The organism is Cupriavidus sp. OV096 (assembly GCF_900115455.1).
Lineage (GTDB): Bacteria > Pseudomonadota > Gammaproteobacteria > Burkholderiales > Burkholderiaceae > Cupriavidus.
In genome coordinates, this window is record NZ_FOWM01000006.1 from 379,695 (window position 1) to 405,134 (window position 25,440).

28 protein-coding genes are annotated in these 25,440 nt (G+C 69.5%); 10 read left to right on the forward strand and 18 right to left on the reverse strand.

The window, feature by feature from the left end:
- Nucleotide 1: 1 nt before the first annotated feature.
- From BM115_RS16595 to BM115_RS16645, 11 genes are all read right to left on the reverse strand, one after another.
- Nucleotides 2–328 (reverse strand): DUF3613 domain-containing protein, encoded by a 327-nt coding sequence (locus tag BM115_RS16595; RefSeq protein WP_092296009.1) that lies wholly within the window; start codon nt 326–328, stop codon nt 2–4.
- On the reverse strand, nt 325–1,122 hold the full coding sequence (locus BM115_RS16600) for a tetratricopeptide repeat protein (RefSeq protein ID WP_255370857.1): 798 nt from the start codon (nt 1,120–1,122) through the stop codon (nt 325–327). The genes BM115_RS16595 and BM115_RS16600 overlap by 4 nt, the downstream gene beginning before the upstream one ends.
- Entirely contained in the window at nt 1,123–2,103 is a 981-nt protein-coding gene (locus BM115_RS16605) for a type II secretion system F family protein (protein ID WP_092296253.1), read from the reverse strand. It lies immediately after the preceding gene.
- A gap of 22 nt (nt 2,104–2,125) precedes the next feature.
- Nucleotides 2,126–3,052: a type II secretion system F family protein gene (locus BM115_RS16610; protein WP_092296012.1), complete on the reverse strand. Its 927-nt coding sequence runs from the start codon at nt 3,050–3,052 to the stop codon at nt 2,126–2,128.
- Between the two features lies 1 nt (nt 3,053).
- Nucleotides 3,054–4,370, reverse strand: coding sequence for a CpaF family protein (locus BM115_RS16615; RefSeq protein ID WP_092296014.1), 1,317 nt, complete (start codon nt 4,368–4,370; stop codon nt 3,054–3,056).
- Between the two features lie 30 nt (nt 4,371–4,400).
- Complete coding sequence (locus BM115_RS16620; RefSeq protein WP_092296017.1) at nt 4,401–5,633, reverse strand: MinD/ParA family protein; 1,233 nt, start codon at nt 5,631–5,633, stop codon at nt 4,401–4,403.
- Between the two features lie 4 nt (nt 5,634–5,637).
- On the reverse strand, nt 5,638–6,999 hold the full coding sequence (locus tag BM115_RS16625) for a type II and III secretion system protein family protein (protein WP_369823445.1): 1,362 nt from the start codon (nt 6,997–6,999) through the stop codon (nt 5,638–5,640).
- A 73-nt stretch (nt 7,000–7,072) separates the two neighbouring features.
- The gene (gene cpaB / locus BM115_RS16630) at nt 7,073–7,942 is read right to left on the reverse strand and encodes a Flp pilus assembly protein CpaB (RefSeq protein WP_092296023.1); all 870 of its coding nucleotides are present in this window, start codon (nt 7,940–7,942) and stop codon (nt 7,073–7,075) included.
- Between the two features lie 61 nt (nt 7,943–8,003).
- The gene (locus BM115_RS16635; RefSeq protein WP_092296026.1) at nt 8,004–8,465 is read right to left on the reverse strand and encodes a TadE/TadG family type IV pilus assembly protein; all 462 of its coding nucleotides are present in this window, start codon (nt 8,463–8,465) and stop codon (nt 8,004–8,006) included.
- Nucleotides 8,466–8,678: 213 nt separating this feature from the next.
- Nucleotides 8,679–8,873 (reverse strand): Flp family type IVb pilin, encoded by a 195-nt coding sequence (locus BM115_RS16640; protein ID WP_092296028.1) that lies wholly within the window; start codon nt 8,871–8,873, stop codon nt 8,679–8,681.
- 443 nt (nt 8,874–9,316) lie between these two features.
- A complete protein-coding gene (locus tag BM115_RS16645) occupies nt 9,317–10,411 on the reverse strand; it encodes a collagen-like triple helix repeat-containing protein (protein WP_255370858.1) in 1,095 nt (364 codons plus the stop codon).
- Between the two features lie 484 nt (nt 10,412–10,895).
- Here BM115_RS16645 and BM115_RS16650 point away from each other — a divergent pair, with 484 nt between their 5' ends.
- From BM115_RS16650 to BM115_RS16665, 4 genes are all read left to right on the forward strand, one after another.
- Nucleotides 10,896–12,194 (forward strand): collagen-like triple helix repeat-containing protein, encoded by a 1,299-nt coding sequence (locus BM115_RS16650; RefSeq protein WP_092296034.1) that lies wholly within the window; start codon nt 10,896–10,898, stop codon nt 12,192–12,194.
- Between the two features lie 136 nt (nt 12,195–12,330).
- Nucleotides 12,331–14,007: a ShlB/FhaC/HecB family hemolysin secretion/activation protein gene (locus tag BM115_RS16655; RefSeq protein WP_092296037.1), complete on the forward strand. Its 1,677-nt coding sequence runs from the start codon at nt 12,331–12,333 to the stop codon at nt 14,005–14,007.
- A gap of 150 nt (nt 14,008–14,157) precedes the next feature.
- Nucleotides 14,158–16,425 carry a TonB-dependent receptor gene (locus BM115_RS16660; RefSeq protein ID WP_255370859.1) on the forward strand — a complete coding sequence of 756 codons (2,268 nt, stop codon included), beginning with the start codon at nt 14,158–14,160 and terminating at the stop codon, nt 16,423–16,425.
- Between the two features lie 16 nt (nt 16,426–16,441).
- Nucleotides 16,442–17,248, forward strand: a complete 807-nt coding sequence (locus BM115_RS16665; RefSeq protein ID WP_092296043.1) for a tetratricopeptide repeat protein — start codon at nt 16,442–16,444, stop codon at nt 17,246–17,248.
- Here BM115_RS16665 and BM115_RS16670 read toward each other — a convergent pair.
- Nucleotides 17,223–17,429 carry a dodecin gene (locus BM115_RS16670; RefSeq protein WP_092296046.1) on the reverse strand — a complete coding sequence of 69 codons (207 nt, stop codon included), beginning with the start codon at nt 17,427–17,429 and terminating at the stop codon, nt 17,223–17,225. The genes BM115_RS16665 and BM115_RS16670 overlap by 26 nt on opposite strands.
- A 164-nt stretch (nt 17,430–17,593) precedes the next feature.
- Between BM115_RS16670 and BM115_RS16675 the strand changes: the two genes are divergently transcribed.
- From BM115_RS16675 to BM115_RS16685, 3 genes are all read left to right on the forward strand, one after another.
- Nucleotides 17,594–18,202 carry a phospholipase D family nuclease gene (locus BM115_RS16675; protein ID WP_092296049.1) on the forward strand — a complete coding sequence of 203 codons (609 nt, stop codon included), beginning with the start codon at nt 17,594–17,596 and terminating at the stop codon, nt 18,200–18,202.
- 251 nt (nt 18,203–18,453) lie between these two features.
- Entirely contained in the window at nt 18,454–18,882 is a 429-nt protein-coding gene (locus BM115_RS16680; RefSeq protein WP_092296051.1) for a hypothetical protein, read from the forward strand.
- A gap of 228 nt (nt 18,883–19,110) precedes the next feature.
- Nucleotides 19,111–19,827: a dienelactone hydrolase family protein gene (locus tag BM115_RS16685; RefSeq protein ID WP_092296054.1), complete on the forward strand. Its 717-nt coding sequence runs from the start codon at nt 19,111–19,113 to the stop codon at nt 19,825–19,827.
- A 7-nt stretch (nt 19,828–19,834) separates the two neighbouring features.
- Here the strand turns inward: BM115_RS16685 and BM115_RS16690 are convergent, their stop codons facing one another.
- Together BM115_RS16690 and BM115_RS16695 are read right to left on the reverse strand one after the other, a co-directional pair.
- Nucleotides 19,835–20,584, reverse strand: coding sequence for a glycine zipper 2TM domain-containing protein (locus BM115_RS16690; protein ID WP_092296057.1), 750 nt, complete (start codon nt 20,582–20,584; stop codon nt 19,835–19,837).
- A 123-nt stretch (nt 20,585–20,707) separates the two neighbouring features.
- The gene (locus BM115_RS16695; protein ID WP_092296060.1) at nt 20,708–21,160 is read right to left on the reverse strand and encodes a MarR family winged helix-turn-helix transcriptional regulator; all 453 of its coding nucleotides are present in this window, start codon (nt 21,158–21,160) and stop codon (nt 20,708–20,710) included.
- 174 nt (nt 21,161–21,334) lie between these two features.
- Between BM115_RS16695 and BM115_RS16700 the strand changes: the two genes are divergently transcribed.
- Both BM115_RS16700 and BM115_RS16705 read left to right on the forward strand, forming a co-directional pair.
- Nucleotides 21,335–21,886: a YggT family protein gene (locus BM115_RS16700; RefSeq protein WP_092296062.1), complete on the forward strand. Its 552-nt coding sequence runs from the start codon at nt 21,335–21,337 to the stop codon at nt 21,884–21,886.
- A 164-nt stretch (nt 21,887–22,050) separates the two neighbouring features.
- Complete coding sequence (locus BM115_RS16705; protein ID WP_092296065.1) at nt 22,051–22,329, forward strand: hypothetical protein; 279 nt, start codon at nt 22,051–22,053, stop codon at nt 22,327–22,329.
- 69 nt (nt 22,330–22,398) lie between these two features.
- Here the strand turns inward: BM115_RS16705 and BM115_RS16710 are convergent, their stop codons facing one another.
- Nucleotides 22,399–23,376 (reverse strand): LysR family transcriptional regulator, encoded by a 978-nt coding sequence (locus BM115_RS16710; RefSeq protein ID WP_255370860.1) that lies wholly within the window; start codon nt 23,374–23,376, stop codon nt 22,399–22,401.
- A gap of 172 nt (nt 23,377–23,548) precedes the next feature.
- On the opposite strand from BM115_RS16710, the gene BM115_RS16715 reads away from it, so the two are divergent.
- Nucleotides 23,549–24,370 (forward strand): IclR family transcriptional regulator, encoded by an 822-nt coding sequence (locus tag BM115_RS16715; RefSeq protein WP_092296068.1) that lies wholly within the window; start codon nt 23,549–23,551, stop codon nt 24,368–24,370.
- A 24-nt stretch (nt 24,371–24,394) separates the two neighbouring features.
- Here the strand turns inward: BM115_RS16715 and BM115_RS16720 are convergent, their stop codons facing one another.
- The 3 genes from BM115_RS16720 to BM115_RS16730 all read right to left on the reverse strand — a co-directional run bounded on the left by BM115_RS16720 (nt 24,395) and on the right by BM115_RS16730 (nt 25,439).
- Nucleotides 24,395–24,688 carry a 2Fe-2S iron-sulfur cluster-binding protein gene (locus tag BM115_RS16720; protein ID WP_255370867.1) on the reverse strand — a complete coding sequence of 98 codons (294 nt, stop codon included), beginning with the start codon at nt 24,686–24,688 and terminating at the stop codon, nt 24,395–24,397.
- Between the two features lie 101 nt (nt 24,689–24,789).
- Entirely contained in the window at nt 24,790–25,095 is a 306-nt protein-coding gene (locus BM115_RS16725; RefSeq protein ID WP_092296074.1) for a ferredoxin, read from the reverse strand.
- Nucleotides 25,086–25,439, reverse strand: coding sequence for a 2Fe-2S iron-sulfur cluster-binding protein (locus BM115_RS16730; protein WP_255370861.1), 354 nt, complete (start codon nt 25,437–25,439; stop codon nt 25,086–25,088). Before BM115_RS16730 ends, BM115_RS16725 begins: the two co-directional genes overlap by 10 nt.
- Nucleotide 25,440 lies beyond the last annotated feature (1 nt).

The window sequence follows — 25,440 nt, forward strand, 5'->3', positions numbered from 1 at the left end:
CTTACTGCCCGTTGGGCACGGCGGGCGTACCGCTGCCGGCGCCGCCGCGCAGTGGGCTGCCGGTGGCCTGGCTGGTGAAAAACTCCGGCAGCTCGTAGCGGAAGCTGCGCATATATCGCTCATAGCCGATGGCGGCCTGCTCGCCGCCGAGCGGGATCGCCGCGCCGGCCTGCGAGCCGTTGCGCTGGATCTCCAACAGCGTGCGCGTCTGCTGGCCGACCGGGAGTTGGGCGGTCGTTGGCTGGGGGTCGGCGGGCTGGGCCGATACCGGCGCGGCGATCAGCAGCGCCAGCAGCGCCACGACACTGGAAAATCGGCGGATGGTCATTGTGCGGCTCCTGAAGCAGCGATGGCGATGGCGTTGGCCGGGGCCAGCAGCGCCAGCGGCTTGGTGGCGGGCGTGCGCTCGCGGGCCAGCGCCGCGCGGGCGACTCGGTCGCCTTCCTTGCGGATGGCGGTCCGCGTGGTCTCGGGCATGGCGGCGCGCTGCATCATCGCGTTGGCCTCGGCGCGCTTGCCGCTCGCCCACAGCCATACCGCCGCATTGCTGACGATGCGGGGGTTGCTGCCGTCCAGCTGCAGCGCCTGCATCACCGGAATGCGCGCGTCCTGCAGCGCGCCGCCGCGCATCAGCGCGTAGCCGAGGTCGTTGGCCACCTGCGGGTTCACCGGATCGAGCGTGGCGGCCTGCCGCAGCGAAACGGCGGCGCGCACGAAATCGCCCTGCCGTCCCAGCACCAGTCCGATGCCGTGATGCGCGGCGGCGGCGCGGTCGGTGCTCAGCAGCTCGCGGTAGGCGGCCAGCGCCGCGTCGTCCTGGCCGGTCTCGCGCAGCGCGGCGGCGCGCATCAACTGCACGCCCGGCTGGGTGCCGAAACGCTGCTGGAACGCGTCGATATGCGCCAGCGAGGCGAAATACAGCCCCTCCTGCTGCATCCGGGCGATCAGGCCGAGGTAGACGGCCTGGTCGTTGTACTCGGCGCGGGCCTCCTTGTCGCGCAGCTTGGCCAGCGCGATCTGCGCCTCCGCCTGCTGCGCCAGCGCCTCGGCGCTCTGCTGGCTCTGGCTCGCGCAGCCCGCCAGCAGCAGTGTCACGACCATGGCGATCATCGGTTTCGTCATTCAGTGCCCTCCGTTCATGCGCGCCAGCATGCGAATCACGCCCAGGAAGCCCGGGCCGGCGGTGAGGATCAGCAGCACCGGCAGCAGGCTGACCACCATCACGCCGGTCATCTTCACCGTGAGCCGGCCGATCTTGTCCTTCATGCGCGCCTTGCGCGCGGTCTGCAGCCGCTCGCCGAACTGGCGCAGCGGCTCCTGCACCGCCCCGCCGTGGCGGTCCACCTGCGTCAGCAGCGTGATCAGGCCCTTGAGGTCTTCATCGTCGAACAGCTTGCCGATGCGCTGCAGCGTCTGCTCGCGCGAGCGGCCCGAGGCGAACTGCTGGTTCGCGCGCTGCAACTCGGGGCCGAGCACGTGCAGCATGCTGCCGAACTCGACCACGATGATCTGGAGGCTCTGGTCGATAGACAGCCCCACGCCCTGCAGGAGCCGCAGCATGTCGATCAGCACCGGCAGTTCGTCCGCCACCCGCGCCAGCCGCTGCTTCGCGCGGCGGCGCAGGGCCAGCTTGGGCAGCAGGAAGCCCACCGCGAAGGTGACGAAGCCCCAGCCGATGGCCCCCGCCAGCGACACCGGCAGCCGCCAGGCGAAGACCGCCATCGCCAGCGCAACGGGCACCGCCACGCGCAGCCCGCCAAACACTGCGCGCGGACGCACGCCGTAGTAGCCGCACTGCTCCAGCAGCCGCTGTTCCTCGGCGGTGATCACGGCGCGGCCCAGCTTCGAGCTGAGCCAGATCTCGCCGAAGCGTGCGCCCGGCGTAGCGGGATCGGGCGATGCGGCAGGCGCTGTCGCGGGCGCGGCGGCCGGTGGCGAAGTTGGCGTGGCCGCTGCGCGTGCCGCCTGCCGGTCCAGCGCGGCGTCCAGCGTGCGCGTGGTGGCGCGGCGCTGGCGCCATTGCCGCACCAGCGGCCACGCGAGCAGCCCCGCCGCCCCGGCGGCGGCCAGCAGGCTCATCGAGAGCAGGGTCGTCATGTCGATCGTCATGCCCATGCGCGCGCCCTCATATCGACTTGGCCAGCCGATACAGCAGGAGGGCGCCGACCACCTCCAGCCCCAGCGCGGTCAGCAGCATCGCCTTGCCCATCGGGTCGCGCCACATCAGCAGGATGTAGCCGGCGTTCATCACGAACAGGCCGCCGGCCACCACCAGTGGCAGCAGGCCCAGCACCCACGCCGACAGGCGGGTCTCCGCCGATAGCGCCATCAGCTCGCGCTGCGCTTCCTCGCGGTCGCGCATGAAGGTGGCGGTGCGCTCCATCACCACATCGGCCCGGCCGCCGTAGCGCACGGACAGGCGCAGCACCGACGACACGATCACCAGTTCGGACAGGTCATAGGCGCGGCCCACCATCAGCACCGCCTGATCGAGTTCCTTGCCGGCGCGCTGGAGGTGGATGGCCTGCACCAGGCACTGGCGCAGCGGCGCCTCGGTGTTCGCCACGGAGTTCTGGAAGGCGGCCGGCACGCTGCTGCCGATGGTCATCAGCCGCACCACGCCATCGAGAAAGCCCGGCAACTGGCGCAGCATCTTCTCGCGCACGCGCCGGATGCGCACCCAGAGCAGGAAAGCCGCCAGCGCCACGCCTGTCACCAACATCGCCCCCGCGCCCAGCGCGCCGCCGATCAGGCCGCCGAACAGCACCAGCGTGGCCACCGGGGTGCCCCAGCGCAGCGCCGTGGCGCGGGTCGGCGCGAGGTCGGCGCGGCGCAGCAGGTCGGTCCCGCGGCGGCGCAGGTCGCGCGCGCCGGCTTGCGGGGCCGGGTCGGCGGCGGTGGCGTAGCGCGCCCGCACCTGCTCGGTCTGGGCGGTGAGATGGGCGCGCGCGTGCTCCGCCTGCCCGCGCGCGCGGGCCGTGGCGAGCAGCAGCAGCCCGGTGCCGAGCAGCACCAGCGCGATGGAGGCGATGAGCAGGCCGGCGACCGCCATGTCAGAGATCGAACCGGTCATCGAGCCCGAAGTTCGCGGGCCGCATGCGCGCGAGCTTGGGCGAGTGCGGCAGGATGCCGAGCGACTGCCAGCGGTCGCCCTCGGTGCCGTCCGCGTTCTGCACCGGCTCGTGCCGGTAGAGTTCCTGCGTGGAGATGATGTTGTCGCCCAGGCCGGTCACCTCGGTAATCGACAGGATGCGGCGCTTGCCGCTCGACAGCCGCCCGATCTGCACGATGAAGTCGATGGCGTTGGCGATCTGCCGGCGCAGGCTCACCTCGCTGCCCTGGAAGCCGGCGAAGCCGGCCAGCATTTCCAGCCGGTACAGGCATTCGCGCGGGCTGCTGGCGTGGATCGTGCCCATCGAGCCATCGTGCCCGGTGCTCATGGCCTGGAGCATCTCCAGCACCTCGCCGCCGCGCACTTCGCCCACGATGATGCGGTCTGGCCGCATGCGCAGGCTGTTGCGCAGCAGGTCGCGGATGGTGACCGTGCCGGTCCCCTCGAAGCCGCCGGGCCGGCTCTCCAGCCGCACCACGTGCGGGTGGTTGAGCGCCAGCTCGGCGGTGTCCTCGATGGTGATCACACGCTCCGTGGCCGGCACGAAGGTGGCCAGCGCGTTGAGCAGCGAGGTCTTGCCCGAACTGGTGCCGCCGCTGACCAGGATGTTGCAGCGGGCGCGCACGGCGGCGTCCAGCAGCTCGCTGATCTCCGGGCTCATGGTGCCCAGCGCCTGCAGGTCGGCCGGCGTCAGCGGGTCCTTGCGGAACTTGCGGATGGACACCACCGGGCCTTCCAGCGCCAGCGGCGGGATGATCACGTTGATGCGCCCGCCGTCCGGCAGGCGCGCATCCACCATCGGATTGGACTCGTCCAGCCGCCGGCCAATCGGCGCCAGGATGCGGCGCACGATGCGCAGCAGGTGTCCGCCATCGGCAAAACGCACCGGAATCCGCTCCAGCACGCCGTGGCGCGACACGTAGACGTCCAGGTGCCCATTCACGAGGATGTCTTCCACGGCCGGGTCGTTGAGCAGGTCCTCGATGGGGCCGAAGCCGGCCAGCTCCTTGGTCAGCGCCTCGGCCATCTGGCGCAGCTCGGCCTCGTTGATCGGGATGCGGCGCAGCCGGGTGAAGCTCTCCAGCTCCAGGTCCACGAACCGATGAATCGCCGTGCGCGACCATCGGCCGAACTCGGCGCCGAGTTCCTCGATGCGCGTGAGCAGGTGTTCGTGCGCCGCCTCCTTGATCGTGTGGAACTCCTGCGAGACAGGAAACGGTGCGGCGGCGTTGTCCGAAAATTCGATCGCTTGGGTCATGTCAGTTCCAGCTTGATTCCAGCTTCCTGATCAGGTGCCGGTGCGGACGGCGCGCAGCGCCTCCGGCAGCCTGTCCTTCATCCGCGCCAGGATGCTGCGTGCCTCGCCCGGCGCGGCGGCGTAGCCCAGCCGCGCCATCAGCGTGCCCAGCGCGCGCACGTAGGGGTCTGCCGCGTCGTCGTCCGCCAGCACCGCGCCCCGGTTGGCCGCGCGCAGCAGCGCGCCGCGCCGCTCCGGCAGGGTGCCGACCGATGCCACACCCACCCGTTCGGCCACCTGCGCGGCGTCCACGCCCAGCTGCGGGTCGAAGCGGGACACCAACAGGTGCAGGTCGTCCCGCTCGATCTCACGCTTGCGCAGCTCCTGCACCAGCTCCACGGCGGAGACGATGGCGCCCACGCTCTGCTCGGTGACGATCACCACGGCATCGGCCGCCTTGACGATCTGGGCCATGAACTCGGCATTGGAGAAGCCGCCGAGGTCCACCACCTGGAGGTCGAAGAAGGCGCGCAGGCGGTCCAGCAGGGTCAGGGCCTCCGAGTACGAGACATCGCGCAGCTCGGACAGCGTGCCCGGCAGCGGCAGCACGGACACGCCGTTGGCGTGGCGCGCCAGCGCGGTGCGCACGAACACCTGATCGAAGCGGCGCAGGTTGCGCACCGCCTCGGCGAAATGAAATTCGGGGGCGATATTGAGGTACAGCGCGCCGTCGCGCGCCGGCAGGCCGAGGTCGAGCAGCAACACCTCGCTGGCCCCGCGCTGGCGCACCGCCGCCGCGAGGTTCACGGCGGCGCTGGTCACGCCCACGCCCTGACGCGCGCCCAGCATCGCCACCACCTTGCCGTGCCGCGCCGGCTCCACGGCACGCACGTCGGTGCGCAGCGCGGCGCGCGGCACCATCAGCCGCTGCACCGCGCCCTTGGCCTGCGTGGTGGCGCCGTGCAGGTCGATAAAGTCCCGCACGCCGGCGCGCAGCGCGGCCAGCATGGTGTCCGGCTCGGTGGCGTGGCCCACGGCCACCAGCGGCACCTGCGGGAACAGGCGCGTCACCTGTTCGGCCAGGCGCGTCGAGGCCACCGCGTGCGGCGCCGTGAAATCGAGAAACACCAGTCCGGGCCGGAGCGCGCTGATCTGGTCGGCAACCGCCTCTTGCGAGCTGGCCTCCACCACCAGCGTGCCAAGCCCCACCAGCGCGCCGGCCAGCCAGTGGCGCACGTCGTCGCGCGCGGTGTTGAGCAGGAAGACCTCGGTCTGGGCGTCCATGGTCTTACCTCGAGAAGCCGGGCAGCGTGGGGTCGGCGAACTCGCCGAGCATGAAGCGGCCCCAGACGTTGGGGTCGCTGCTGGTGCGGCCGTCGTCGCCACCCACGCCCGCCACCGCCGGCGCATCCTTGGCCAGCGGCTTCACCAGATGCGGCGTGACGACGATCATCAGCTCGCGGTCCTCCTGATGGAAGTTCAGGTTCTTGAAGAAGCTGCCGAGGATCGGCAGGTCGCCCAGAAACGGAATCTTGCTGACGTTGCTGACCGTGTTGCGGCTGACCAGCCCGCCGATGACGAAGCTCTCGCCATCGCCGAGCTCCACGGTGGTGTCCGCCCGGCGCGTGACGATGGCCGGCACCGACGCGCCGTTGATCTGGATGCCGCGCGAGGGGTCGAGGTCGCTGGCCTCGGGCGCCACCTTCAGCGCGATGCGCTGGCCGGACAACACCGTCGGCGAGACCGTCAGCCCGATGCCGAACGGCTTGAACTGGATGGTGGTGGTGCCCAGCGCCTGCGGCACCGGGATCGGGATCTCGCCGCCGGCCAGGAAGCTGGCGCTCTGCCCGGACAGCGCCACCAGGCTCGGCTCGGCCAGCACGCGCACCATGCCGTTGGCCTCCAGCAGGCTCAGGTTGGCGAAGATACCCTTCGAGGCCGATGCGGCGATCAGGTTGAAGGCGCTGCTGATCGGCGACACCATCTCGCCGGCCGTGCCCACGCCGGACGTGAAATCGACCTTGGTCAGCGACGACGGGCTGAACTGCGCGAACGTGAAGCCGCCCTTGTTGCGGATGAAGTTGAGGCCCACCTCCTTGAGCACGGTCTTGCTGATCTCCACCACCTTCACATCGACCTGCACCGTGCCCGAGACCGGCAGCGTGGAGCGATCGACGACCACGCCACCCGGCTTGCCGTCGGCTCCGCTTGCTGTCCCACCTACTGCGGCGCGGGCGGCCTGCTGGGCCCGGTACGCGGCGGCGGCGTCCGGCGACTGGCCGCTGATGGTGGCGCCGGCCGCCGAGACATCGACCTGCGCGCCATCGGCGTCGGCCGCCACGGCGTCCACCCGCACCGTGTAGCTGACCGGGGCGGCGTTGCGGGTCCAGAGCTTGAGGTCGGTGGCGCCGGGCTTCTTCGCCACCACGAGCACGCTGGGCGGGCCGTCGCGATGCTTGAGCAGCAGCGCGTCCGCCACGGCGGGGTTGCCCACCGCCACGCGCTCCAGCGGCTGGCCGGGGCGGATTTCCTGCTGCGCGCCGGCCAGCAGCCGCAGCGTGCGGGGGGCTGGCGGCGACTCCTGCGCCGGGGCGCGGGCGGGCAGCAGCGCCGCGCCGGCGGCCAGCGCGAGCGCCATCGCCAGAATCATCCGTCTATATAGATAGGCCTCGGGGCGTGCGAGGGCGCGGTAACGCGTGGGGGTGGGCATGCCGTGGGGTCCGTTATTCGATGTCTCGGCGGCCGGCGCGGATCATCTCCACGCCGCTTCGGGTGTCGTTCGATGCCGGCCGCGCCACGGCGGGGGCTGGCATGGAGGGGGCAATGGGTGCCACGGCCTGCGCCGCAGGCCGCACCGGCCCCGTGCCGACCAGTCTTGCCAGCGGCTCGGCGAGCAGGCCATCGCCTGGCATGGTCTCGTCCCTGGGGTTGCGCAGCGCCAGCGTCAGGCGTCCGGCCTGCTGCGCCATGACCAGCTTGCTGACCTGTTCCAGCGGCACCGATAGCACCGCCGTCTTGGCGCCCTCGCGGCGGGCCATCATCTGCTCGCCGCCCTCGGCTCGCTTCGCCTCGTTGACCGCGCTGGCGCCGTAGGCCAGCACGCGCAGCCGGGAGAGCAGCATGCGCGCCTGGCTGTCGGCAATTTCCTGGCTGTCGCGGCGCAGGACGACGAAGACATCGACATAGTCGCCCGGCTGCACCTGATGGCCGACGCCGATCACCTCGTCCACCGCCACCGCCATGGCGCGCTGGCCCTCGGGCACCTGACGCGCCAGCCCGGCCAGCAACTGGCCTTCGAGCACGGGCACATTGGCGCCGAGCGCCACCACGGGCACCTGGCCGGTCACGCGCGCTACGTCCTGGTAGGCGCCGGTCGGGTCGATCGGCAGTTGCATGACCTTGAGCGCGTCGGCGGGCAGCGGCTTGCCGGCCTCCACCGCGCGCGTGGTGACCACCACGGCATGCATGGGCGCGGCGCCCTGCACCGGCTGCGGCACCGCGGCCTGACGCGCCACCTGCCAGGCCAGCAGCGCCAGCAGCGCCGCCAGCACCAGCAGCGCGACGGCCGCCATCCGTATCTGCCTGCTGTTCATGTGGGTGCTCCGGGTGTCATCGACATGGCTGGGTTCTCGGAATTCTTCTCGGCGATCGTTCTCAGATGTCTGGGGAGATCTGCACCACGGCCGAACCGGTCAGCGTGGCGGGCACCGGCACCAACGGCACGCTGGGCAGGAGCGACGTAGTGGGCAGGTTCAGCGTGACGCGCACGCAGGTGGTACCGGCCGGGGCGGAGCAGGCGACGGCCTGCGCGACATCGGCGGCGGGCACCAGCGTGGCGAGGGAATCGGGCAGCGTGGCGCGCGCGGCCTGCGCCGCGGCGGACACCCGCAGGTCGATGGTGGTGGCGAGCGTGCCCCCGTTCGACGTCAACGGATAACGCAGCGCGGCCCGCGCGCCTTCCTCGGCGGCGAGCGTGAGCACCTGCTGCAGCGCGAGCACCATGCCGTAGTACACGATGCCCAGCACCAGCGTCAGCAGGAGCGGGAACACAATCGCGAACTCGAGCGCCGCCACCCCCATGTGGCCGCGTCGGGTCGCCTTCGCCCGTAATGACATGCTTCACCCGGTCTCTTCTGTTAGCGCCAAACCGGAGGCGCGGCCTCCCCCGTTGCCGGGGGAGGTTCGCCGACAGCCATTTCGCGACTTGGTACCACTCTCACTGTTGCTTGCCCGGCCGTCCGTGTGCTGCCCGCGGCCGGTGCATTGCCATGACGATCCACGCCGATGCGATCGGCGTGGCCAACAGGGGTCGAGGATTGCCGGCGGCTGCTAGCTGCCGCTCTTCACGCCGAACAGCGTGGTGACCTTGGTGGAAAGTTGGGTGAAGCCCTGGCTGAGGCCGTCGCCGAGGGCCGTGGCCCCCGTGACGATGCCGAGGGCAATGAGGCCCACGATGAGGCCATATTCAATGGCGGTGGCGCCGCGTTGGTAGCGGCTGAAACGTGCCAGCACGTTCTTCTTCATGATGCACTCCCGAAGCGACAAAAAAGAAGTTCCGATCCCGATGGGTGTTGCGCGTGACCGCCAGCGCCACTGCCCGGATGCCGGTTGTGTTCGCCGCTTCATTGAGCGGCGATTTTGTTGTTTTTGGCGCTGGTAGAACATTTATAAGACATGCTATGTCTCCAGCCATACCCCCCATAGGAACTAAGGGAATGCCAATGGGGCCTAGCTTAAAGTGGGACAGACGTTTGAAACAACGCAACCCCGCGCAAAGCGTGATCCGAATTGTTCGCGCGCTGGCAATAAAAGCGAATGTGCCGTGCGGCGTCCTGCACGTTCTGATGCGGGATGCTGCACGGCACGAAATAAAAGGATGCGCCGCGCGGGGTAAGGACGACAGCGCACCATAAAGTAGCCGGGCGATGGCTAGGGAAAGTCCCGAGCCACCTTCAGGCTCGGGGGGGTCAGTGTTGCGTCAGGCCGCCCAGCAGGCCGGTGACGCCATTGAGCGGGGAGCCGGCATTGCCGCTGGTGGCGGTGCCGTTGGTCGCATTGGTCAGCGCGCCGGTTACCGTGCCGACGAGGCCGGTCACCGGGGCCAGCGGATTGGTGCCGCCGCTGCCGCTGGCATTGGCGACCGGCAGGCTGTTGAGCAGCCCGCCAAGCGGATTGCCGCCCGTGCCGCCCCCCGTGCCGTTCCGGTTGTTCAGCAGCACGCCGGCGGCGGCCACGGTCTTGCCGGTCTCCGTCACCACGCCGCCCAGCGGCGAGACGATCGGCTTGTCGGCGTTGGTCAGCATGCTGCCGCCAGTCGCCACGGTGTTACCCAGCTTGGTCAGCAGGTTGTCGACCGGGACGCCCAGGCCGGTGGCCCCGCCCACGGTCTGCGTGGTATCGGTCAGCTTGGTCGTCAGCGGCATGATGGCCTTGCTCGCGCTGCCGGTGAGCTGCGCCACGGGGCCGGTGGACAAGGTGTCGCCAAGCTTGCCGCCCACCTGCATGACGGTGCCGCCCACGGTCTGCACCACGCCTCCCACCGGCTGGGTCACGGGCGCCAGCGGCGAGAGTTGTTCCGTGCCGAGCGACTGGACCAGATCGCCCGCGCTGACTACAGTCTTGCCGGCCTGCGTGACCACGTTGCCGGTGTTGCCGACAGTGACGCCGAGCGGGTTGTCCACGCTGCCGATCTTGCCCAGCCCCTCCCGCACGCCCACGCCGAGCGTGGCCACGGTGTCGCCGGCCTTCATCACCACGTCGCCGGTAGCGTTCTGCGCGGCATCCGGCACCACCGGCAGATTCGCGTCCTTGACCTGCTGGCCGATCTGGCTCACGGCATTGCCGGTGGCCACCACGGTATTGCCGGCGCCTTCGGTCACCTTGGCGGTGGGCGTGGTGTCCACCGAGGCAGCCGGGGTCGGCGTGGCCGGCGGCGGCGTGACGTTGTTGTTCCCGTTCGGCGAGGCGCCGCTGCCGGAACCTCCCGACGAGCAGCCGGCCAGCAGCGCCAGCACGGCGCCACAGGCGATGGTGATGACCGACACCGAACGTTCGCGTTGCATCGTTGACCTCATGATCTGTCTCCTATGGTGTGCTGGTGTGGTGTGCTCGAATCCCTCGGGCTTGCCGATGCGCGCAAGCGGTGTGCCAGCATCAAGCGCACGTTCAATACGGGCGCTCCGCACGCCCTCGCCACCGCCCGGAGACCGTTGCCCGGCGCGGCGCTCCGGCCATCGCGTCGCGCCCCGGCGTGCGTTGCCGAACGCTGCCGGAACGCCGTGTGGCGTGTTACGTGCTACGTAACGTGTTCCCGCCCACGCCACACGCCGCCGCCGCGCGCCAGCCCCGCCCGCTTCATGCGGGCGTTTGAGCCCGCCGCCCGCAAACGCTTGCCTGACGCGCCTCTCCGCGCCCCCTTCCCTCCCTTCGCATGGCATGCCCGCAGGCCGTTGCCGGCCATTCCCGGCCATGGCACACCGTTTGCGCCATGGCATGTACCGCCACGCATTCGTGGCAGGTCGGGAAAAAACCAAAAGGGAAAAGGTCATGCGCAATCAAACGTTCGCGAAGCACATCGCCCTGTCGGCATTGCTCGGGTCGCTCATCGTGCTGGGCGGCTGCGCCAGCGGCAGCGGCTCCACGTCGATGGGCACCAGCGGCTCAGGTGGCTCGAATGGCTCGGGCAGCAACAACGCCGGCCTCGGCGGCACGGGTGGTACGGGCGGCACCGGCACGGATACGGCCAACAACGGCGGTGGTGGTGGCGGCGGTGGCGGCGGTGGAGGTGGAGACAACGGCGGCGGCGGCGGCGGCACGGTGGCGCTCACGCCCACCAGCACCATCGTCAGCAACGCCGGCGGCGTGGTGAAGGGCGTGGGCGATACCGTGACCGACGTCGGCACGGCCATCAAGGATGCGAACCTGCCAGTGGTGTCGCCGGCCACGCAGAACGGCCTGGCCGGCGTGGTGACCTCGCTCGGCAGCGCCGTGAACACGCTGGGCAACGGCGTGCAGGCCGGGCTCGGCAATATGCCGAACGCCACCAACCCGCTGGGCACCACGGTGGCCAGCACCGGTGGCGTGGTCGCCCAGGTCGGCAACGCGGTGACGAACGCCGGCGGCGCGGTCAGCGGCCTCGGCAGCGGCCCGCTGGCGCCGCTCGGGGCGCTCACCAACCCGCTCGGCGGCGTGGTCTCGCAAGTCGGCGGCGCCGTGACCGATACCGGCGGCAAGCTCGGCACCGCGCTTTCCACCGGCCCGGTCGAGCAGCTGACCAGCGGCGTGAGCAAGGCCATCGTGCCGCTCACGTCCACGCTGACCAGCAGCACCCAGACGCTCGGCGCGGCCACCGGCCTCGGCCAGCCGGTCAGCAATCTGCTGACCACGGTGGGCGGCGCGCTGGCGACGGCCGGCACCTCGCTGCAATCGACGCAGAAGCCCGTGGTGTCCGGCGTGGGCGGCATCGTCACAGGCACGGGCAACACGGTGGCGTCCCTCGGTGGCGCAGTGAACGGCCCGGCCAGCGGCGGCGCTGGCCCGCTGGCGCCGGTGACGGGACTGGTCAGCGGCATCACGTCTGGCCTGACGGGCGGTAACGCTGGCGGCGGCTCCGGGACGTCCGGCCCGCTTGCGCCGGTGACGGGCCTGGTTGCCGGGCTGACCGGCGGCAACGCGCCGGCGACGACCACCCCTGCGCCGACCACGCCGACGCCCAGCGGCGGCACGGGCGGAAGCAAGCCGGCAAACCCGCTTGCCCCGATCACCGCCCCAGTCACCGGCCTCGTCGGCGGGCTGGTCGGCGGCCTGACTGGCGCCCTCGGCGCGGGCGCCGGCGCGCGGCGCTGACGGCCTCCCATCGACATCGCACTGCACACACAAGCGTAGCGGCCACCGCAAGGCGGCGGGGATAGCGGCATCCCCGCCCGCCGTGGCACGCCACGCATAGCCGCGAAGCTGTGCTTTCTTGCCTTGGGGTATTGCCATGCGACCACGCGTCCGTGTTGCCGCGCTGCTGCTCAGCGCCGGCGCCTGCCACAGCAGTCTCACTTTTGCCGAACGGGGCCCGGTACAAGGCGACCCGACCCAGACCCTGCCGCGCATAGCGCCGAGCAAGCCGGCCGACAGCAACGTCACGGTGCAGGTGGAGCGGCCCGACGCCGCCCTGCAGAACCTGCTGGCCTCGCGCCTGACGCCGCGCCACTTCCGCATCGAGGGCGCCAGGACGCTGCCCTTCGACCAGATCGCCGCCAAGTTTGCGCCGCTGGCCAACCGCGAGATCACCGTCGCCGAACTGCTCCAGGCCGCCGAGTCCGTCACGCAGCTATACAAGGAAGCCGGCTACCCGCTCTCGTTCGCCTTCGTGCCGGCGCAGTCCTTCGAGCATGGCGATGTGCTGGTCACCGTGGTGGAGGGCTACGTCGCCAACGTCACGGTGCGAGGCAAGCCCGGTCCCGCCGAAGCGCGGCTGCGCAAGATCGCCGAGCAGCTCAAGCAGGACCGGCCGCTGCGCCAGGAGCGCTTCGAGCACTACGTCAACGTGCTGGCGCAGCAGCCCGGCATGCAGGTGGCGGCCACCGTGCAGCCGCCCACCACCACGGACGGCGCCTGCGAGATGGTGCTTGAGGTCAAGCGCAAGCCGTTCACGTTCGGCACCGGCGTGGAGTGGATGTCCCCCGGCGTGCGGGCCATCGCCACGGCCACCACCAACAGCCTGACGCCGCTGGGCGAGCAGCTCTCGGTCTCCACGCTGTTCCCGAAAGGGCGCGATAACGAGGAGTACTACGCGGCCAGCTACGCGCAGCCGATCGGCACCGAGGGCATGCTCGCCAAGCTCACCGCCTCCCACTACCGTGGCGTGCCCGAGAACGCCGCGCTGGCGCCAATCGGCTTCGAATCGCGCTACGTGAACGACTCGAAGCGGCTCGGCGGCACGCTGAGCTATCCGCTCATCCTCAATAACCGCCACGCGCTGACGCTGACCGGCGGGATGTACGCGAACAGCCAGTTCGAGCGCTACACCCAGGCCGTGCAGCCGGGCGCGGGCCGCCAGGTGGAGCTGTCCACCAGCGTGCGCGTGGCGAGCCTGGAGATGGGCTACGTCCAACGCGCGGAGGGTGTCACGCGCAGCGCCACGCTCGGCCTCTACAAGGGCTTCGACGCGCTCGGCGCGAATCGGGAAAACAATCAGAATGATCTGAACTTCCTGCGCACCCGGCTGCTGGTCTCGCAGGCCAACGACCTGCCGTTCGGCTTCGGCATCGCGCTCTCGGCGGCCGGGCAGTTCAGCGACCAGCGGCTGGCGTCGAGCGAGCAGATCAGCTTCGGCGGGCGCTTCTTCGGCCTCGGCTATCCGGCGGGCGAGGTGGCCGGGGACAAGGGCTGGGGCGCCTCGGCGGAACTCAACCGGCTGTTCACGGTGGATTTCACCTACCTGAAGACGCTCCAGCCGTTCCTGGTGGCGGACATGGCGCGCGTGGTTTCGAACAGCGTGTCGCTCTCGCACCGGACGCTGCAGTCGCTGGCCATCGGCCTACGTTTTTCGGACCGGCGCTACTACACGATGGACGTCTCGGTGGCCCAGCCGGTGGGCGACAAACCCACCAATGCGAGCCATCGCTCGCCGCGCTTCAACCTGCTGTGGTCGTACCAGTTCGATTGAGTCACCGCACCAGCCGCTGAGGCGGTTTGGTGCAGTTCGATCCTTGACCCCCGCGTCACCCGCAAATGAGAATGGCTCGCATTTGTACACATCAGCACGTACCAGGGGGTTGTCATGCAGGTCTCACGCGTCGTGGCCGGATCGGCCACATTGTCCCAATCCGACGAAGCATCAGAAGGCCGTGCCGGGGCGTCGTTGCCCCGGCTGACGCAGGCCGTGGGCGTGGCCCTCGCCGCCGCACCCGTGGCGGCGCTGGCGCAGGTGGAGCTGCCACCGGTCACCGTCAACGAAGACCGCCACGACGGCTTCCGCGCCGCGTCCACCGGATCGCCCAAGGACCCCGAAGCGCTGCGCGACACCGCGCGCTCGGTCAGCGTGATTCCGCAGGAGGTCATCCGCACGACGGCCGCCACCAGCCTGACCGAGGTGCTGCGCACCGTGCCGGGCATCACGTTCGGCGCGGGCGAAGGCGGCAATCCCATCGGCGACCGGCCGTTCATCCGTGGCTATGACGCGCAGGCCAGCACCTTCCTCGATGGCTTCCGGGACATCGGCGCGCAGTCGCGCGAGATGTTCAACGTGGAGTCGGTGCAGGTCAACAAGGGGCCGGCCGGCGCCTATGACGGACGGGGCGGCGCTGGCGGCACGATCAACATCCAGAGCAAGGCACCCCGGCTGGAGCGCTTCGCCGAAGGCACCCTCGGCGTGGGCAATGCCGAGTACGTGCGCGCGACGGTGGATGGCAACTGGCGCATCGGCGAGCATGCCGCCGTGCGGCTCAATGCGATGTCCCACAGCAGCGACATCCCCGGGCGCGACGCCGCGCGCGTGAGCCGGTGGGGCGTGGCGCCGTCCGTCGCCATCGGGCTGGGCACCGCCACGCGCGTCACCGCCTCCTGGTATCACTTGCAGACCGACGACCAGCCCGACATCGGCATTCCCTACAACAACGCGCCCCACACCGCCCGCAAGGACGGGCGGCCCCGGGTGCGCCCGACCGGCGATGGCCGGCCGCTCGACGTGCCGCGCGAGACCTACTACGGCCTGCTGAACCGTGACTTCCAGAAGGAGCAGAACGACACCGGCACGCTGCGTATCGAGCACGATTTCAGCCCCGCGCTCAAGCTCCGAAACCAGACGCGGCTCGCGCGCACCCAGCAGGACTTCATCTGGACCCAGCCGGACTCCAACCTCGGCAACACCTACTACAACCTGCTCTGGCGGCGCGCCAACACCCGCGTGGGCACCGTCGACACGGTGGCCAACCAGACCGACCTGTCCGGCACCTTCCGTACCGGCGCCATCGGCCACAAGTACGTGGCGGGCGTCGAATTCTCCGAGGAGAAGGCCAACTGGGATACCTACAAGGTCGATACCGGCGACCGCCGCTGCGCCAATGGCGCCGGCGCGGCCAGCGGCTACAACTGCACGACCGTGTTCGATCCCAATCCGGCCGATCCGTGGGCAGGCGCGATCCAGCGCAACCACCGGCCGACCGATGTGCGCACCCGGACGCTGTCTGCCTACCTGTTCGACTCAGCCGAGATCACGCCGCAATGGCTGGTCAATGCCGGCCTGCGGCTCGATCGCTATGACACCACGCTGACGCAGGCGCCCAACGCCAGCGGCGTGCGCAACCAGTTCTCGCGGCAGGACACGCTGGTCAACTACCAGCTCGGCGCGGTCTACAAGCCGGTGACGTGGGGCAGCGTGTATGCGAGCTTCGGCACGTCGTCCACGCCGGCGGGCTCGTTCCTCGGCCAGGGGGCGGAATCCAATTCGCTGGCGACCGACGCCGCCGGCAATCGCGGCGACCAGCTCGCGCCCGAGAAAAGCCGCGCTTTCGAGTTGGGCACCAAGTGGGATGTGCTGGGCGAGAAGCTGGCCCTGACCGCCGCCGTGTTCCGCATCGACACGGACAATACGCGGATCCTCGAGCAGGACGGCACGGCGCGCATGGCCGGCGAGCGGCGCGTGGATGGCGTGGAACTTGGCTTCGCCGGCAACGTCACGGCCAGATGGGCCGTGTACGGCGGCTACACCCACCAGAAGGCCACGCTGCGCCGGAACGGCGGCAAGGGCACGGCGAACGGCGCCACCGACGGCAACGCGTTCCCGAACACCCCGGCTGACAGCTTCAGCTTCTGGTCCACCTACGAGGTGCTGCCGGGCCTGATCCTCGGGGGCGGCGCCAACTACGTGTCCAAGGTCTGGGGCAACGAGGCCAATACGAAGTGGGTGCCGGCCTACTGGCGCTTCGACGCGATGGCCGCGTACCGGCTGAGCAAGTTCGCCAGCGTGCAGCTCAATCTGCAGAACCTGACCGACAAGTCCTACTACGCGCAGGCGCACCGCAACCACTACGCCACGATGGCGCCGGGCCGCGCCGCCACGCTGACCCTCACGCTGCGCTACTGACAGCCGGAGACGGAGGATGGATACGCTGCCATTCCGCGTGGCCTCCGCGCTGGAGTTGGGCCAGCTTGCGCCCGATGCCCTGCGCGACGTGCTGGCTGGCCCGCCCGGACCGGCGCTACGCTGGCTCGGCGCGGCAGCCGTCAGCGGCCAGCTCGATGCGCAGATGACGCTCGGCCAGTGGTTCCTCGCCGGGCGGGGCCTGCCGCCCGATGCCGCCCGCGCGCACTACTGGTTCAAGCGGGCGGCGCTGTGCGGGCACGCCGGCGCCGCCAACCTCGTCGGCCGCTGCTACGAGAACGGCTGGGGCACGGCACCCGATGCGCGCGCCGCCACGCACTGGTTCCACACCGCCGCCCTGCGCGGTTCCGATTGGGGGATGTACAACTTCGCCACGTCGCTGGCGCTCGGGCGCGGCATGGCCGCCAGCCGCGCCGCCGCCTTCACGTGGTTCGAGCGCGCGGCGGCACGCGGCCATGCCAAGTCGCTCAACGTCGTCGGGGGCTTCTATGAAGATGGCTGGCACGTGGCGCGCAACCTCGCCTGCGCGGCGGACCACTACCGTCGCGCCGCGGCGGGCGGGGACTTCCGCGGCTGCTTCAACCACGCGCGCATGCTGGCGCTGGCCGGGCACGAGATACCCGCGCGCGCATGGGTCCGGCGCGCGGCCCTGACGGCCAACGCGCCGTTCGTCGACAAGATGCTGGCCTGGCTGGTGGCGGCACCGCAACCCGCACTACGCGCGCTGGCGGATGCGGTGCAAGGCGCCCCGGGCGCACGGGGCGCCCAGGCGGTGCGCCTCAGTTCACCCGGAACCCCACCTTGATCATGACCTGGAAGTGCGCGATCTTGCCGTCCTGCACATGGCCGCGCGTTTCGATCACTTCGAACCAGTCGATGTTCTTGATGGTTTCACCGGCTTTGGCAATGGCGTTGCGGATGGCACCGTCGCAGCCGTCGGCGGATGAGCCGACGATTTCGACCAGCTTGTAGGTGTGGTTCGTCATGGTGGTCTCCTGTCGCATCTGGCGTTGTGCCTTCCATCATAGGCAGCATGTCCGGCAAGCCCAAGGGCCACGGACGCCGCAGGGCCCCCCGCGCGGGTTGCGGAAGGGCCGCTTCCACTGTTACGCTGCGGGCCGCTGAACTTCTGCCACCACTCTGTAACCTGATGTTTACTTCCCTTCACCGTTGCAAGCGGCTCGCCCTGGCGAGCCTGATGGTTGCCGCCACCGGCCTCGCCGCCGTGGCCCAGGCCCGCACCACCTCCACGCTCGAGCGTCTGGCCGATGCGCTCACGCCCGCCGCGCGCCCGAGCGCGTTCGCGGCCGGCAGCACCTATACGCTCTGCTTCGTGCCGGACGGCCCGAGCTGCCAGGACATGCTGATCGATGCCATCCACAACACCCGCCGCAAGCTGCTGATCCAGGCGTACTCGTTCACCAACGCGCAGATCGCCAAGGCCGTGGCCGATGCGCACCAGCGCGGCGTGGACGTGCGCGTGATCGTGGACAAGAGCCAGGTCTCCGAGCGCTACACCAGCGCCACCTTCCTCAAGAATGCGGGGATTCCCGTGGTGATCGATACCAAGCCGGCCATCGCCCACAACAAGGTCATGGTGTTCGACGACCAGGCGGTCTTCACCGGCTCGTTCAACTTCACCAAGTCCGCCGAGCAGCGTAACGCCGAGAACGGCATGCTGATCCGGGGCGACGCCGCCGTGGTGCGCGCCTATACCGAGAACTGGCGCACCCGCTTCGAGCAGTCCTCCGCGTACTGATCACACGCCAGGGGCCTCCCCCGGCCGCTCGGCATCCTCCCGCAGCAGGATCAGCCAAACGCTGACAGACCGGCCGCCCGCGCCGGTGTCTACTTCAGGTGTGTATCCCCGGATGCCGCGAACGGCGATTGCCCGGGGTCATGCCAGCCATGATCCCCCGCCAGACCCTCTCCGGCGATGTTTCGAGCCTGCCCTCTCGCATCGTCCGATCGCCCCCTCGCGCGCCGCCGGCCAACCTGGCAGGAGGAAATATGCTTACCAATCAGAACACCGATAAACCCGTGCGCCGAGGGGCGCGCGCGCTTTGCGTCATCGGCGTGGCCGTGGCGTCGCTGGGCTTGTCGATGGGCGCCCGCGCCGACATGAGCACGTCCAGCGCCGGCCCGTTCACCTATGTATGCGGTGGCGTGGCGGCGGACGAACAGGCGGAAATGAACAGCGCGGCCCGCGAGTACGACATGGGCCTGCTCTTCACACAAGGCGGCCGGGGCGAGTACCTCTCGGACGTCAACGTGAAGCTGATGCGGAACGGCAAGCAGGTGGCGGAGTTCACGTCCACCGGCCCGCGCTGCCTGATCAAGGGCCCGCGCGCGTCGTACCAGGTAGTGGCCACGTTCGAGGGGACGTCCAAGCGGACCACCCTGAGCCCTGGCGAGAAGAACGTGCAGTTGCGTTGGTAGGGAACCGCCCCAACCGGCCTCTATCTATATAGATATGCAGCCCTGAGCCGCCATCCCCTGCGCGGCCCCATGCCGGCCCCGTCCCCGCGGGGCCGGCATATTTTTTTGCCCGCGTTTTTGCCCACGTAGTTGCCCACGGTTTTCGGCCACGGCCTGCATGAATGCAACAGGAATGGCACACTTCCGGGTTCTATTGTGGAGTGCCTCAAACCCTGGAGAGTTCGCATCATGACGACCAAGCCCGACAGCCGCTGGATTCGCATCGACACCGCCGATGGCAGCTTTGACGCCTACCTGAGCCTGCCGCCGGGCGGCAAGCAGCCCGGCAATCCCGGCATCGTGCTGATTCAGGAGATCTTCGGTGTGAACGAGCACATCCGCTCGGTGGCGGACCAGTACGCGGCGGACGGCTACGTGGTGCTGGCCCCGGACGTGTTCTGGCGCAAGGCGCCGCGCGTGGAGCTGGGCTACAGCGGCCCGGACTGGGAACAGGCGATGGCGCTGCGCACCAGCGTGGACCTGGAAGCCGCGGTGTCGGACATCGGCGCCACGGCCACCGCGCTGCGTGCCGAGATTGGCACGGGCGGCAAGGTGGCGGCAGTGGGCTACTGCTTCGGCGGGCTGCTGTCGTACCTGGCGGCGGCGCGGGGTCTGGTCGATGCAGCCGTGCCGTACTACGGCGGCGGCATCCAGAACCAGCTGCACGAGGCCGCCGCGCTGAACGTGCCGGTGCAGTTCCACTATGGCGCGCTGGACAAGCACATCCTGCCCGAGCATGTCGAACAGGTGCGCCAGGCCGTGGCCGGCAAGCGCGGCACCGAGGTCTTCGTCTACGATCAGGCCGATCACGGCTTCAACTGCTGGGCACGCGCCTCGTTCCATCAGCGCTCGGCGGCGCTGGCCCATGGTCGCGCGCTGACCTTCCTGGCCAACGCGCTGTCCTGAGCCCCGCTCAGTAAGGCACGGCCACGCCGTTCTGTATCTTCACGCGGTCGCCCGAACGCAGGTTGTACGGGCTGGCCTGCGTGAGGGTCAGGTAGCCGCTGTCGTTGGTGCGCACGCGCACCCGGTAGGCCGCCGGCCCAGTGTTGGTCTGCTTCTCCACCGCGTTGCCGGCCACGGCGCCGGCGACCGCGCCGCCAATCGTGGCGATGGTATTGCCGCGCCCGCCGCCCACCTGATGGCCGAGCAGCCCGCCCGCCACGCCGCCGATCACTGCGCCGACGCCGCTGGTGTCCGCAGGCTGGCCCCGCACCATCTCGATCGATTCCACCCAGCCGTAGCGCACCGCGTACGGGTCGGCACCATCGCCCGGCTGTGTCGCCGGATAGCCGTACTGGTCGTAACCGGGCTGCTGGGGGTAGGACGCCTGGGGATAGCCGGACTGCGGATAGCCCGACTGCGGGTACGCTGGCTGCGGGTAGCCCGGCTGCTGGTACGCTGGCTGCTGGGGATAGCCCGACTGGGGATACGACTGCGCCGGATACCCGCCGCTGATCTGCGTGCCGCTGGTGCCGCTGGTGCCGCTGGTGCCATACCCCGCCTGCTGCGGGTAGCCACCGCCGTAGTTGCTGCCGTAGCCGCCTCCATAGCCGGTACCGTACCCGTCGGCATAACCATTGCCATACGGCGCGGTGACACAGCCGGCCAGCGCGCCGGCGGCGATGACGGCCAACGCCGTGGAACGAAACGGGAAAGACATGGTGGAGACTCCTGCGGCCAATGCGCGTGTGGATGATGCGCGCGAGTCTAGAGCCGGGGCTCGGCGGCAGGTGTCACGGGAGATTGTGATGGGTAACGGGCTGTAACGCCGCCCGTGGACGAATCAGAGCCGATCAGCGCCGTCGTCGTTGAACGCCGTGATGCGGGCCACGCGGAAGGTATTGCGCAGGGACTCGAGTTCGGCCCGGTGCAGCATCGCCAGCCGGTTCAGGCAGCGCTCGCCCTTGGCCAGCAGGTGGATCTGCACCACGCGGCGGTCGTCGGGATTCACCTTGCGGCTGACCAGCCCGGCCGCCTCGCAGCGGTTCACCAGCGCCACCACGCCATGCTGCTTGGCCTGCAGGCGCTCGGCCAGCTCGCCCACCGAGGCCCAGTTCCGCTCCGCCGAGCCGCGGATGTGGAGCATCAGCAGGTATTGCTGCACCGTCACGCCTTCGGCGCGCGCGGCGTCTTCGGAAAACCGCAGGAAACGCCGCAACTGGTATCGGAAATCGGACAGCGCCTCGAAATCCTGCTTGGTCAGGGCGGCTTGGGGCGCGGCGGGCTTGCGTGGCATTGAAGAATCAGTTTTGCAGAGGGGGAAATCCGGCGCTCATTATAAAAGCACCCCTTGTGCCCGCAGGCATCCTCCGGTGCGCTGGCGCGCATTTCCGCATGCGCGCCGGACGGGGTATGGCAGAATCTGTGCGGAGACCGACACCCTAACACCGCCAACCCGGAAATCCGCCCGATGTTCACGGAAATTGTCCTGTTCCTGCTTGATACCGTCTTCACGCTGTTCGGCATGGCACTGCTGCTGCGCCTCTGGATGCAACTGACCCGGCTGCCGTCGCGCAATCCGGTGTCGCAGGGCGTGTTCCAGGTCACGGACTGGATCGTCCGGCCGCTGCGCCGCATCATTCCGGGCTTCGGCGGCATCGACTGGGCCACATTGATCGCGGCCTACCTGACCGCCGTGCTGTTCCTGGTCTGCCGTGCGCTGGTGCTGGATGCGGATCCGCTGGCCTTCCTGCCGGTGATCCTCGCCCTCAGCCTGCTCAACGTGCTCAAGTGGGGCATCAGCATGGTGATGTGGGTGACGTTGCTGATGGCGATCCTGTCGTGGGTCAACCCGCAATCGCCGATGGCGCCGGCGCTGTGGCACCTGACCGCGCCGATGCTGCGCCCGCTCCAGCGCGTGATACCGCGCCTGGGCGGCTTCGACATCTCGCCGCTGATCCTGTTCGTGATCGCGCAGATCCTGCTGATGGTCATCGCCAGCGTGAGCCGTGGCGTGATCTGAGCCGCAAGGCTAGCACAGATCGACCCCCTAGGGTTAACCCTTATTGTCCAGCTGACTGGACAGTCTTTCGAGGATTTACCCTTTTTCCTGTGCGTGCCGAAGCCTACATTACAGCCACCGCGGACCCACCGCGATCTCTGCCAATAAGTAGGAACAGCACGACCATGAAGAAGACCCTCGCCCTCACCCTCCTCGCCCTCGGCCTGGCCGCCGGCGCCGCCTCTGCCCAGGCTTCGCAATCGATCACGGACCTGGCCCGCCTCGACGGCAGCATCGGCCGCGTCGGCAAGGCTGACCCGTACACCGACGGCGCCCGTGGCGTGACCGAAAAGCGTGATGTGTACTCGGAAGGCGCGCGCGGCGTGACCGAGAAGCGCGACGTGTACTCGGAAGGTGCCCGCACCGTGACCGAGCAGCGCGACCAGTTCAGCGAAGGCGCCTGAGCCGCGTAGCGGTACCAAGGGCGGCGCAATGCCGCCCGGCAGCACCCCCGGGGCGCTCCCCACGCCCCGCTAGACTTCCCCCTGCTCCATCCGCTCGAAGGCTTCCACCCGTCCAGCGGGCGCCATCCGCGCCGCCGGCTCGGCCAGATCGCCCAGATCCGCGCCCATCATCGATTCGATGGCTTCCATGAACGCGCGCACCTTGCGCGGTTGCAGGCGCCGGTCGGGCAGCAGCGCGAAGACGCGCAGCGGCGGCAGCGGATAGTCGGGCATCACCCGCACCAGCCGGCCCTGCGCGATCTCGGTCTCGGCGGCCGTCATCGGCACCCGGGCGATGCCCAGCCCGGCCAGCGCGGCCTGCATGCGCAGTTCGGCGTTATAGGTCTGCATGCGCGGGCGGATCGGCACCGAAATGCGCTCGCCATCGCGCGCGAACTCCCAGACCGAGACGCCGGGCGTGGCCAGCGTCGGCATGTTCGAGAGATCCTCGGGATGCATCTGCGCCGGCAGGCTCGCCGCCAGCGAGGGCGCGGCCACCAGGCCGCGTTCCACGTGCCAGATGCGCCGGGCGATGGTGCCGGAGTCGGGCAGTTCGGTCTCCACCGTGACGAAGGCGATGTCGAAGCCCTCGCGGATCGGATCGACCAAGCCCTGGGAAATCTCCACCGTGATATCGAGCGCGGGGTGCGCCGCAAGTGTCCGACAGATCACCCCGCCCAGTTGCTGGGCGCCGAACTCGTATGGCGTGGCGATGCGCAGCATGCCCTGCACGCGCTCCTCGCGCGCCAGGGTTTCCTGGCGGATCTCGCGCAGCCGCGCGAACAGCGGGGCCACGTCGCGATAGACCGCGCCCCCGGCATCGGTGAGGCGCATGCGGCGCGTGGTGCGCTCGAGCAGCTTGGCGCCGATGGCCGTTTCCAGCCGCGCCACGGCGGCCGACACCCTGGATTTGGGGCAGTCCAGCGCCGCCGCTGCCGCCGTGAAGGTGCCCTGCTCGACGACGCAGCAGAACGCCTCCCAATCATTCCACTGAATTGTTTCGTTCACTGACCCGATGACCTGCGACATTTTGCGATCGCACATTATGAGGGAGAGCGGGGCGTCCGTCAGCGTGGCGGTCTGTCGCGGCGGGGTATTGCCGATGGCCCCGGACTAGCGATTTGGGCGCATTTCCACTACCCTTTCGGCCTTTCCGAGCCAATTTCGAGCCCATTCCGCAATGGCGAGCCCTGCCGATCCCGCATCATCCCGCACGCCGGGCACCCCGCCCGCCGAGAAGCCGAGCGACAGCTATGTGCAGTCCTTCGCACGCGGGCTGTCCGTCATCCGCGCATTCGACGCCCGCCACCCAACCCAGACGCTGACCGAAATCGCCCAGGCCAGCGGCCTGACCCGCGCCGGCGCGCGCCGTATCCTGCTCACGCTGGTGGGGTTGGGCTATGTGCAGGCCGATGGCCGCCAGTTCCGGCTCACGCCCAAGATCCTCGACCTCGGCTTCGCCTACCTGACCTCGATGCCGTTCTGGAACCTGGCCGAGCCGATCATGGAGGCGCTCTCGCAGTCGGTGCATGAAAGCTGCTCGATCTCCGTGCTCGATGGCACCGAGATCGTCTACGTGCTGCGCGTGCCGGCACGCAAGATCATGACGATCAACCTGTCCATCGGCAGCCGGCTGCCGGCCTATTGCTCGTCGATGGGGCGCGTGCTGCTGTCGGGGCTCGATGACGACACGCTCGACCGCGTGCTGCGCGACACCGCGCTGGAAGCGCGCACGCGCCGCACCGTGACCGACATCGACCAGTTGAAGTCGCTGATTGCCGACATCCGCACGCGCGGCTGGGCGCAGAACGATCAGGAACTGGAGGAAGGGCTGGTCTCGCTGGCCGCGCCCATCCGCAACCGCACCGGGCAGATCATCGCCGCCATCAATATCAGCGGGCAGGCCAACCGCACCAGCGCGCAGGAGATGTCGGATCGATTCCTGCCACCGCTGCTGGAGGCCTCCGAGAAGATTTCCGGGCTGGTCGGCCTGCGGACCTAGGTCGGCCCTCGGTCGAAGACGGGCTTACACCCGCGCCTTCGGCTCCCACGACACCGCGATATCGCCGTTGACGAAGGTCTGGCAGGCCATGCGGAAGCCGGCGCGCAGGTCGTCATCGCTCAGATGCTTGCGCTCCTTGGGCTTGACCGCGTCCGTATGCTCCAGCCCGCGATCGATGTGGCACTTGCAGGTGCCGCACAGCCCGCCGCCACACTTGAACGGGATGCCGCCCTGCTCGCGCAGCGATACGCGCAGCAGGTTGCTGTTGGCGGGCGCGGTAACCGTCTTGCCGCCATTGGTCACGAATTCGATTTCCACCTTGCGGACCTCCGGCGCCGCAGCGGGTGCGGCGGGCGCGGCGCTGCCGCCGCCAGTGTCCTCGGTGGTGTCGGCGGCAGCCGTCTCGATATCTGCCCGCATCATTGCTTCCTTAAAGAGAGGTCCATGCTGCCGAAGTGCGCCAGCGCCTGCAGCGCGGCCCGGGCAGCGTCGAGCGTGTCGAAGCGCTCGAGGAATTTCGATGGCACGTGGTTGACCACCGGCGGCGCATCCGGGCCGCCGGTTTCGTCGATCACGGGCACCTTCACCGCCGCATGCAGCGTGGCGATCACGAAGATCGCCTTCGGGCGGCCATAGAACAGGTACTCGTAGGTTTCCACCGGCTCCACGCCCGGCACGGCCTCCGTGCGGAACTGGCCCGGCTTGCTGGTCAGGATCACGAACATGAGGTCTGGGCCTGGGTGTTGGCCTGTGGTTGTGCCGGGGTCTCAGGCTGCTGATCCTCCTGCTCCAGCTCGATGTCATGCGTCAGCCAGATCTGGCAGGCAAGCCGGAAGCCCTGGTCGATCCGCTCGCCCAGCTGCTTCTTTTCCTTCCAGTTCGGCGGCGGCAGGTGCTCGGCGCCCGCCAGGACCCGGCACGCGCACTTGGAGCACTTGCCCATGCCGCATTCGTAGCGCAGGTTCGGATACGGAAACTGCTTGATGCCGGCGCGGACGACGAGGTTGGTCTCGGGCTTGACCTCGTCCACGAAAACCTGCCCGTGCTTGTGAAAGACGACTTTCGGCATG

What these genes read in the sequence shown, in the direction of transcription:
- BM115_RS16595 (WP_092296009.1), bottom strand. Translation starts at nt 328, where the DNA reads ATGACCATCCGCCGATTTTCCAGTGTCGTGGCGCTGCTGGCGCTGCTG.
- BM115_RS16600 (WP_255370857.1), bottom strand. Translation starts at nt 1,122, where the DNA reads ATGACGAAACCGATGATCGCCATGGTCGTGACACTGCTGCTGGCGGGC.
- BM115_RS16610 (WP_092296012.1), bottom strand. Translation starts at nt 3,052, where the DNA reads ATGGCGGTCGCCGGCCTGCTCATCGCCTCCATCGCGCTGGTGCTGCTC.
- BM115_RS16615 (WP_092296014.1), bottom strand. Translation starts at nt 4,370, where the DNA reads ATGACCCAAGCGATCGAATTTTCGGACAACGCCGCCGCACCGTTTCCT.
- BM115_RS16620 (WP_092296017.1), bottom strand. Translation starts at nt 5,633, where the DNA reads ATGGACGCCCAGACCGAGGTCTTCCTGCTCAACACCGCGCGCGACGAC.
- BM115_RS16625 (WP_369823445.1), bottom strand. Translation starts at nt 6,999, where the DNA reads ATGATTCTGGCGATGGCGCTCGCGCTGGCCGCCGGCGCGGCGCTGCTG.
- cpaB (WP_092296023.1), bottom strand. Translation starts at nt 7,942, where the DNA reads ATGAACAGCAGGCAGATACGGATGGCGGCCGTCGCGCTGCTGGTGCTG.
- BM115_RS16635 (WP_092296026.1), bottom strand. Translation starts at nt 8,465, where the DNA reads ATGTCATTACGGGCGAAGGCGACCCGACGCGGCCACATGGGGGTGGCG.
- BM115_RS16640 (WP_092296028.1), bottom strand. Translation starts at nt 8,873, where the DNA reads ATGAAGAAGAACGTGCTGGCACGTTTCAGCCGCTACCAACGCGGCGCC.
- BM115_RS16645 (WP_255370858.1), bottom strand. Translation starts at nt 10,411, where the DNA reads ATGCAACGCGAACGTTCGGTGTCGGTCATCACCATCGCCTGTGGCGCC.
- BM115_RS16650 (WP_092296034.1), top strand. Translation starts at nt 10,896, where the DNA reads ATGCGCAATCAAACGTTCGCGAAGCACATCGCCCTGTCGGCATTGCTC.
- BM115_RS16655 (WP_092296037.1), top strand. Translation starts at nt 12,331, where the DNA reads ATGCGACCACGCGTCCGTGTTGCCGCGCTGCTGCTCAGCGCCGGCGCC.
- BM115_RS16665 (WP_092296043.1), top strand. Translation starts at nt 16,442, where the DNA reads ATGGATACGCTGCCATTCCGCGTGGCCTCCGCGCTGGAGTTGGGCCAG.
- BM115_RS16670 (WP_092296046.1), bottom strand. Translation starts at nt 17,429, where the DNA reads ATGACGAACCACACCTACAAGCTGGTCGAAATCGTCGGCTCATCCGCC.
- BM115_RS16675 (WP_092296049.1), top strand. Translation starts at nt 17,594, where the DNA reads ATGTTTACTTCCCTTCACCGTTGCAAGCGGCTCGCCCTGGCGAGCCTG.
- BM115_RS16680 (WP_092296051.1), top strand. Translation starts at nt 18,454, where the DNA reads ATGCTTACCAATCAGAACACCGATAAACCCGTGCGCCGAGGGGCGCGC.
- BM115_RS16685 (WP_092296054.1), top strand. Translation starts at nt 19,111, where the DNA reads ATGACGACCAAGCCCGACAGCCGCTGGATTCGCATCGACACCGCCGAT.
- BM115_RS16690 (WP_092296057.1), bottom strand. Translation starts at nt 20,584, where the DNA reads ATGTCTTTCCCGTTTCGTTCCACGGCGTTGGCCGTCATCGCCGCCGGC.
- BM115_RS16695 (WP_092296060.1), bottom strand. Translation starts at nt 21,160, where the DNA reads ATGCCACGCAAGCCCGCCGCGCCCCAAGCCGCCCTGACCAAGCAGGAT.
- BM115_RS16700 (WP_092296062.1), top strand. Translation starts at nt 21,335, where the DNA reads ATGTTCACGGAAATTGTCCTGTTCCTGCTTGATACCGTCTTCACGCTG.
- BM115_RS16705 (WP_092296065.1), top strand. Translation starts at nt 22,051, where the DNA reads ATGAAGAAGACCCTCGCCCTCACCCTCCTCGCCCTCGGCCTGGCCGCC.
- BM115_RS16715 (WP_092296068.1), top strand. Translation starts at nt 23,549, where the DNA reads ATGGCGAGCCCTGCCGATCCCGCATCATCCCGCACGCCGGGCACCCCG.
- BM115_RS16725 (WP_092296074.1), bottom strand. Translation starts at nt 25,095, where the DNA reads ATGTTCGTGATCCTGACCAGCAAGCCGGGCCAGTTCCGCACGGAGGCC.
- BM115_RS16730 (WP_255370861.1), bottom strand. Translation starts at nt 25,439, where the DNA reads ATGCCGAAAGTCGTCTTTCACAAGCACGGGCAGGTTTTCGTGGACGAG.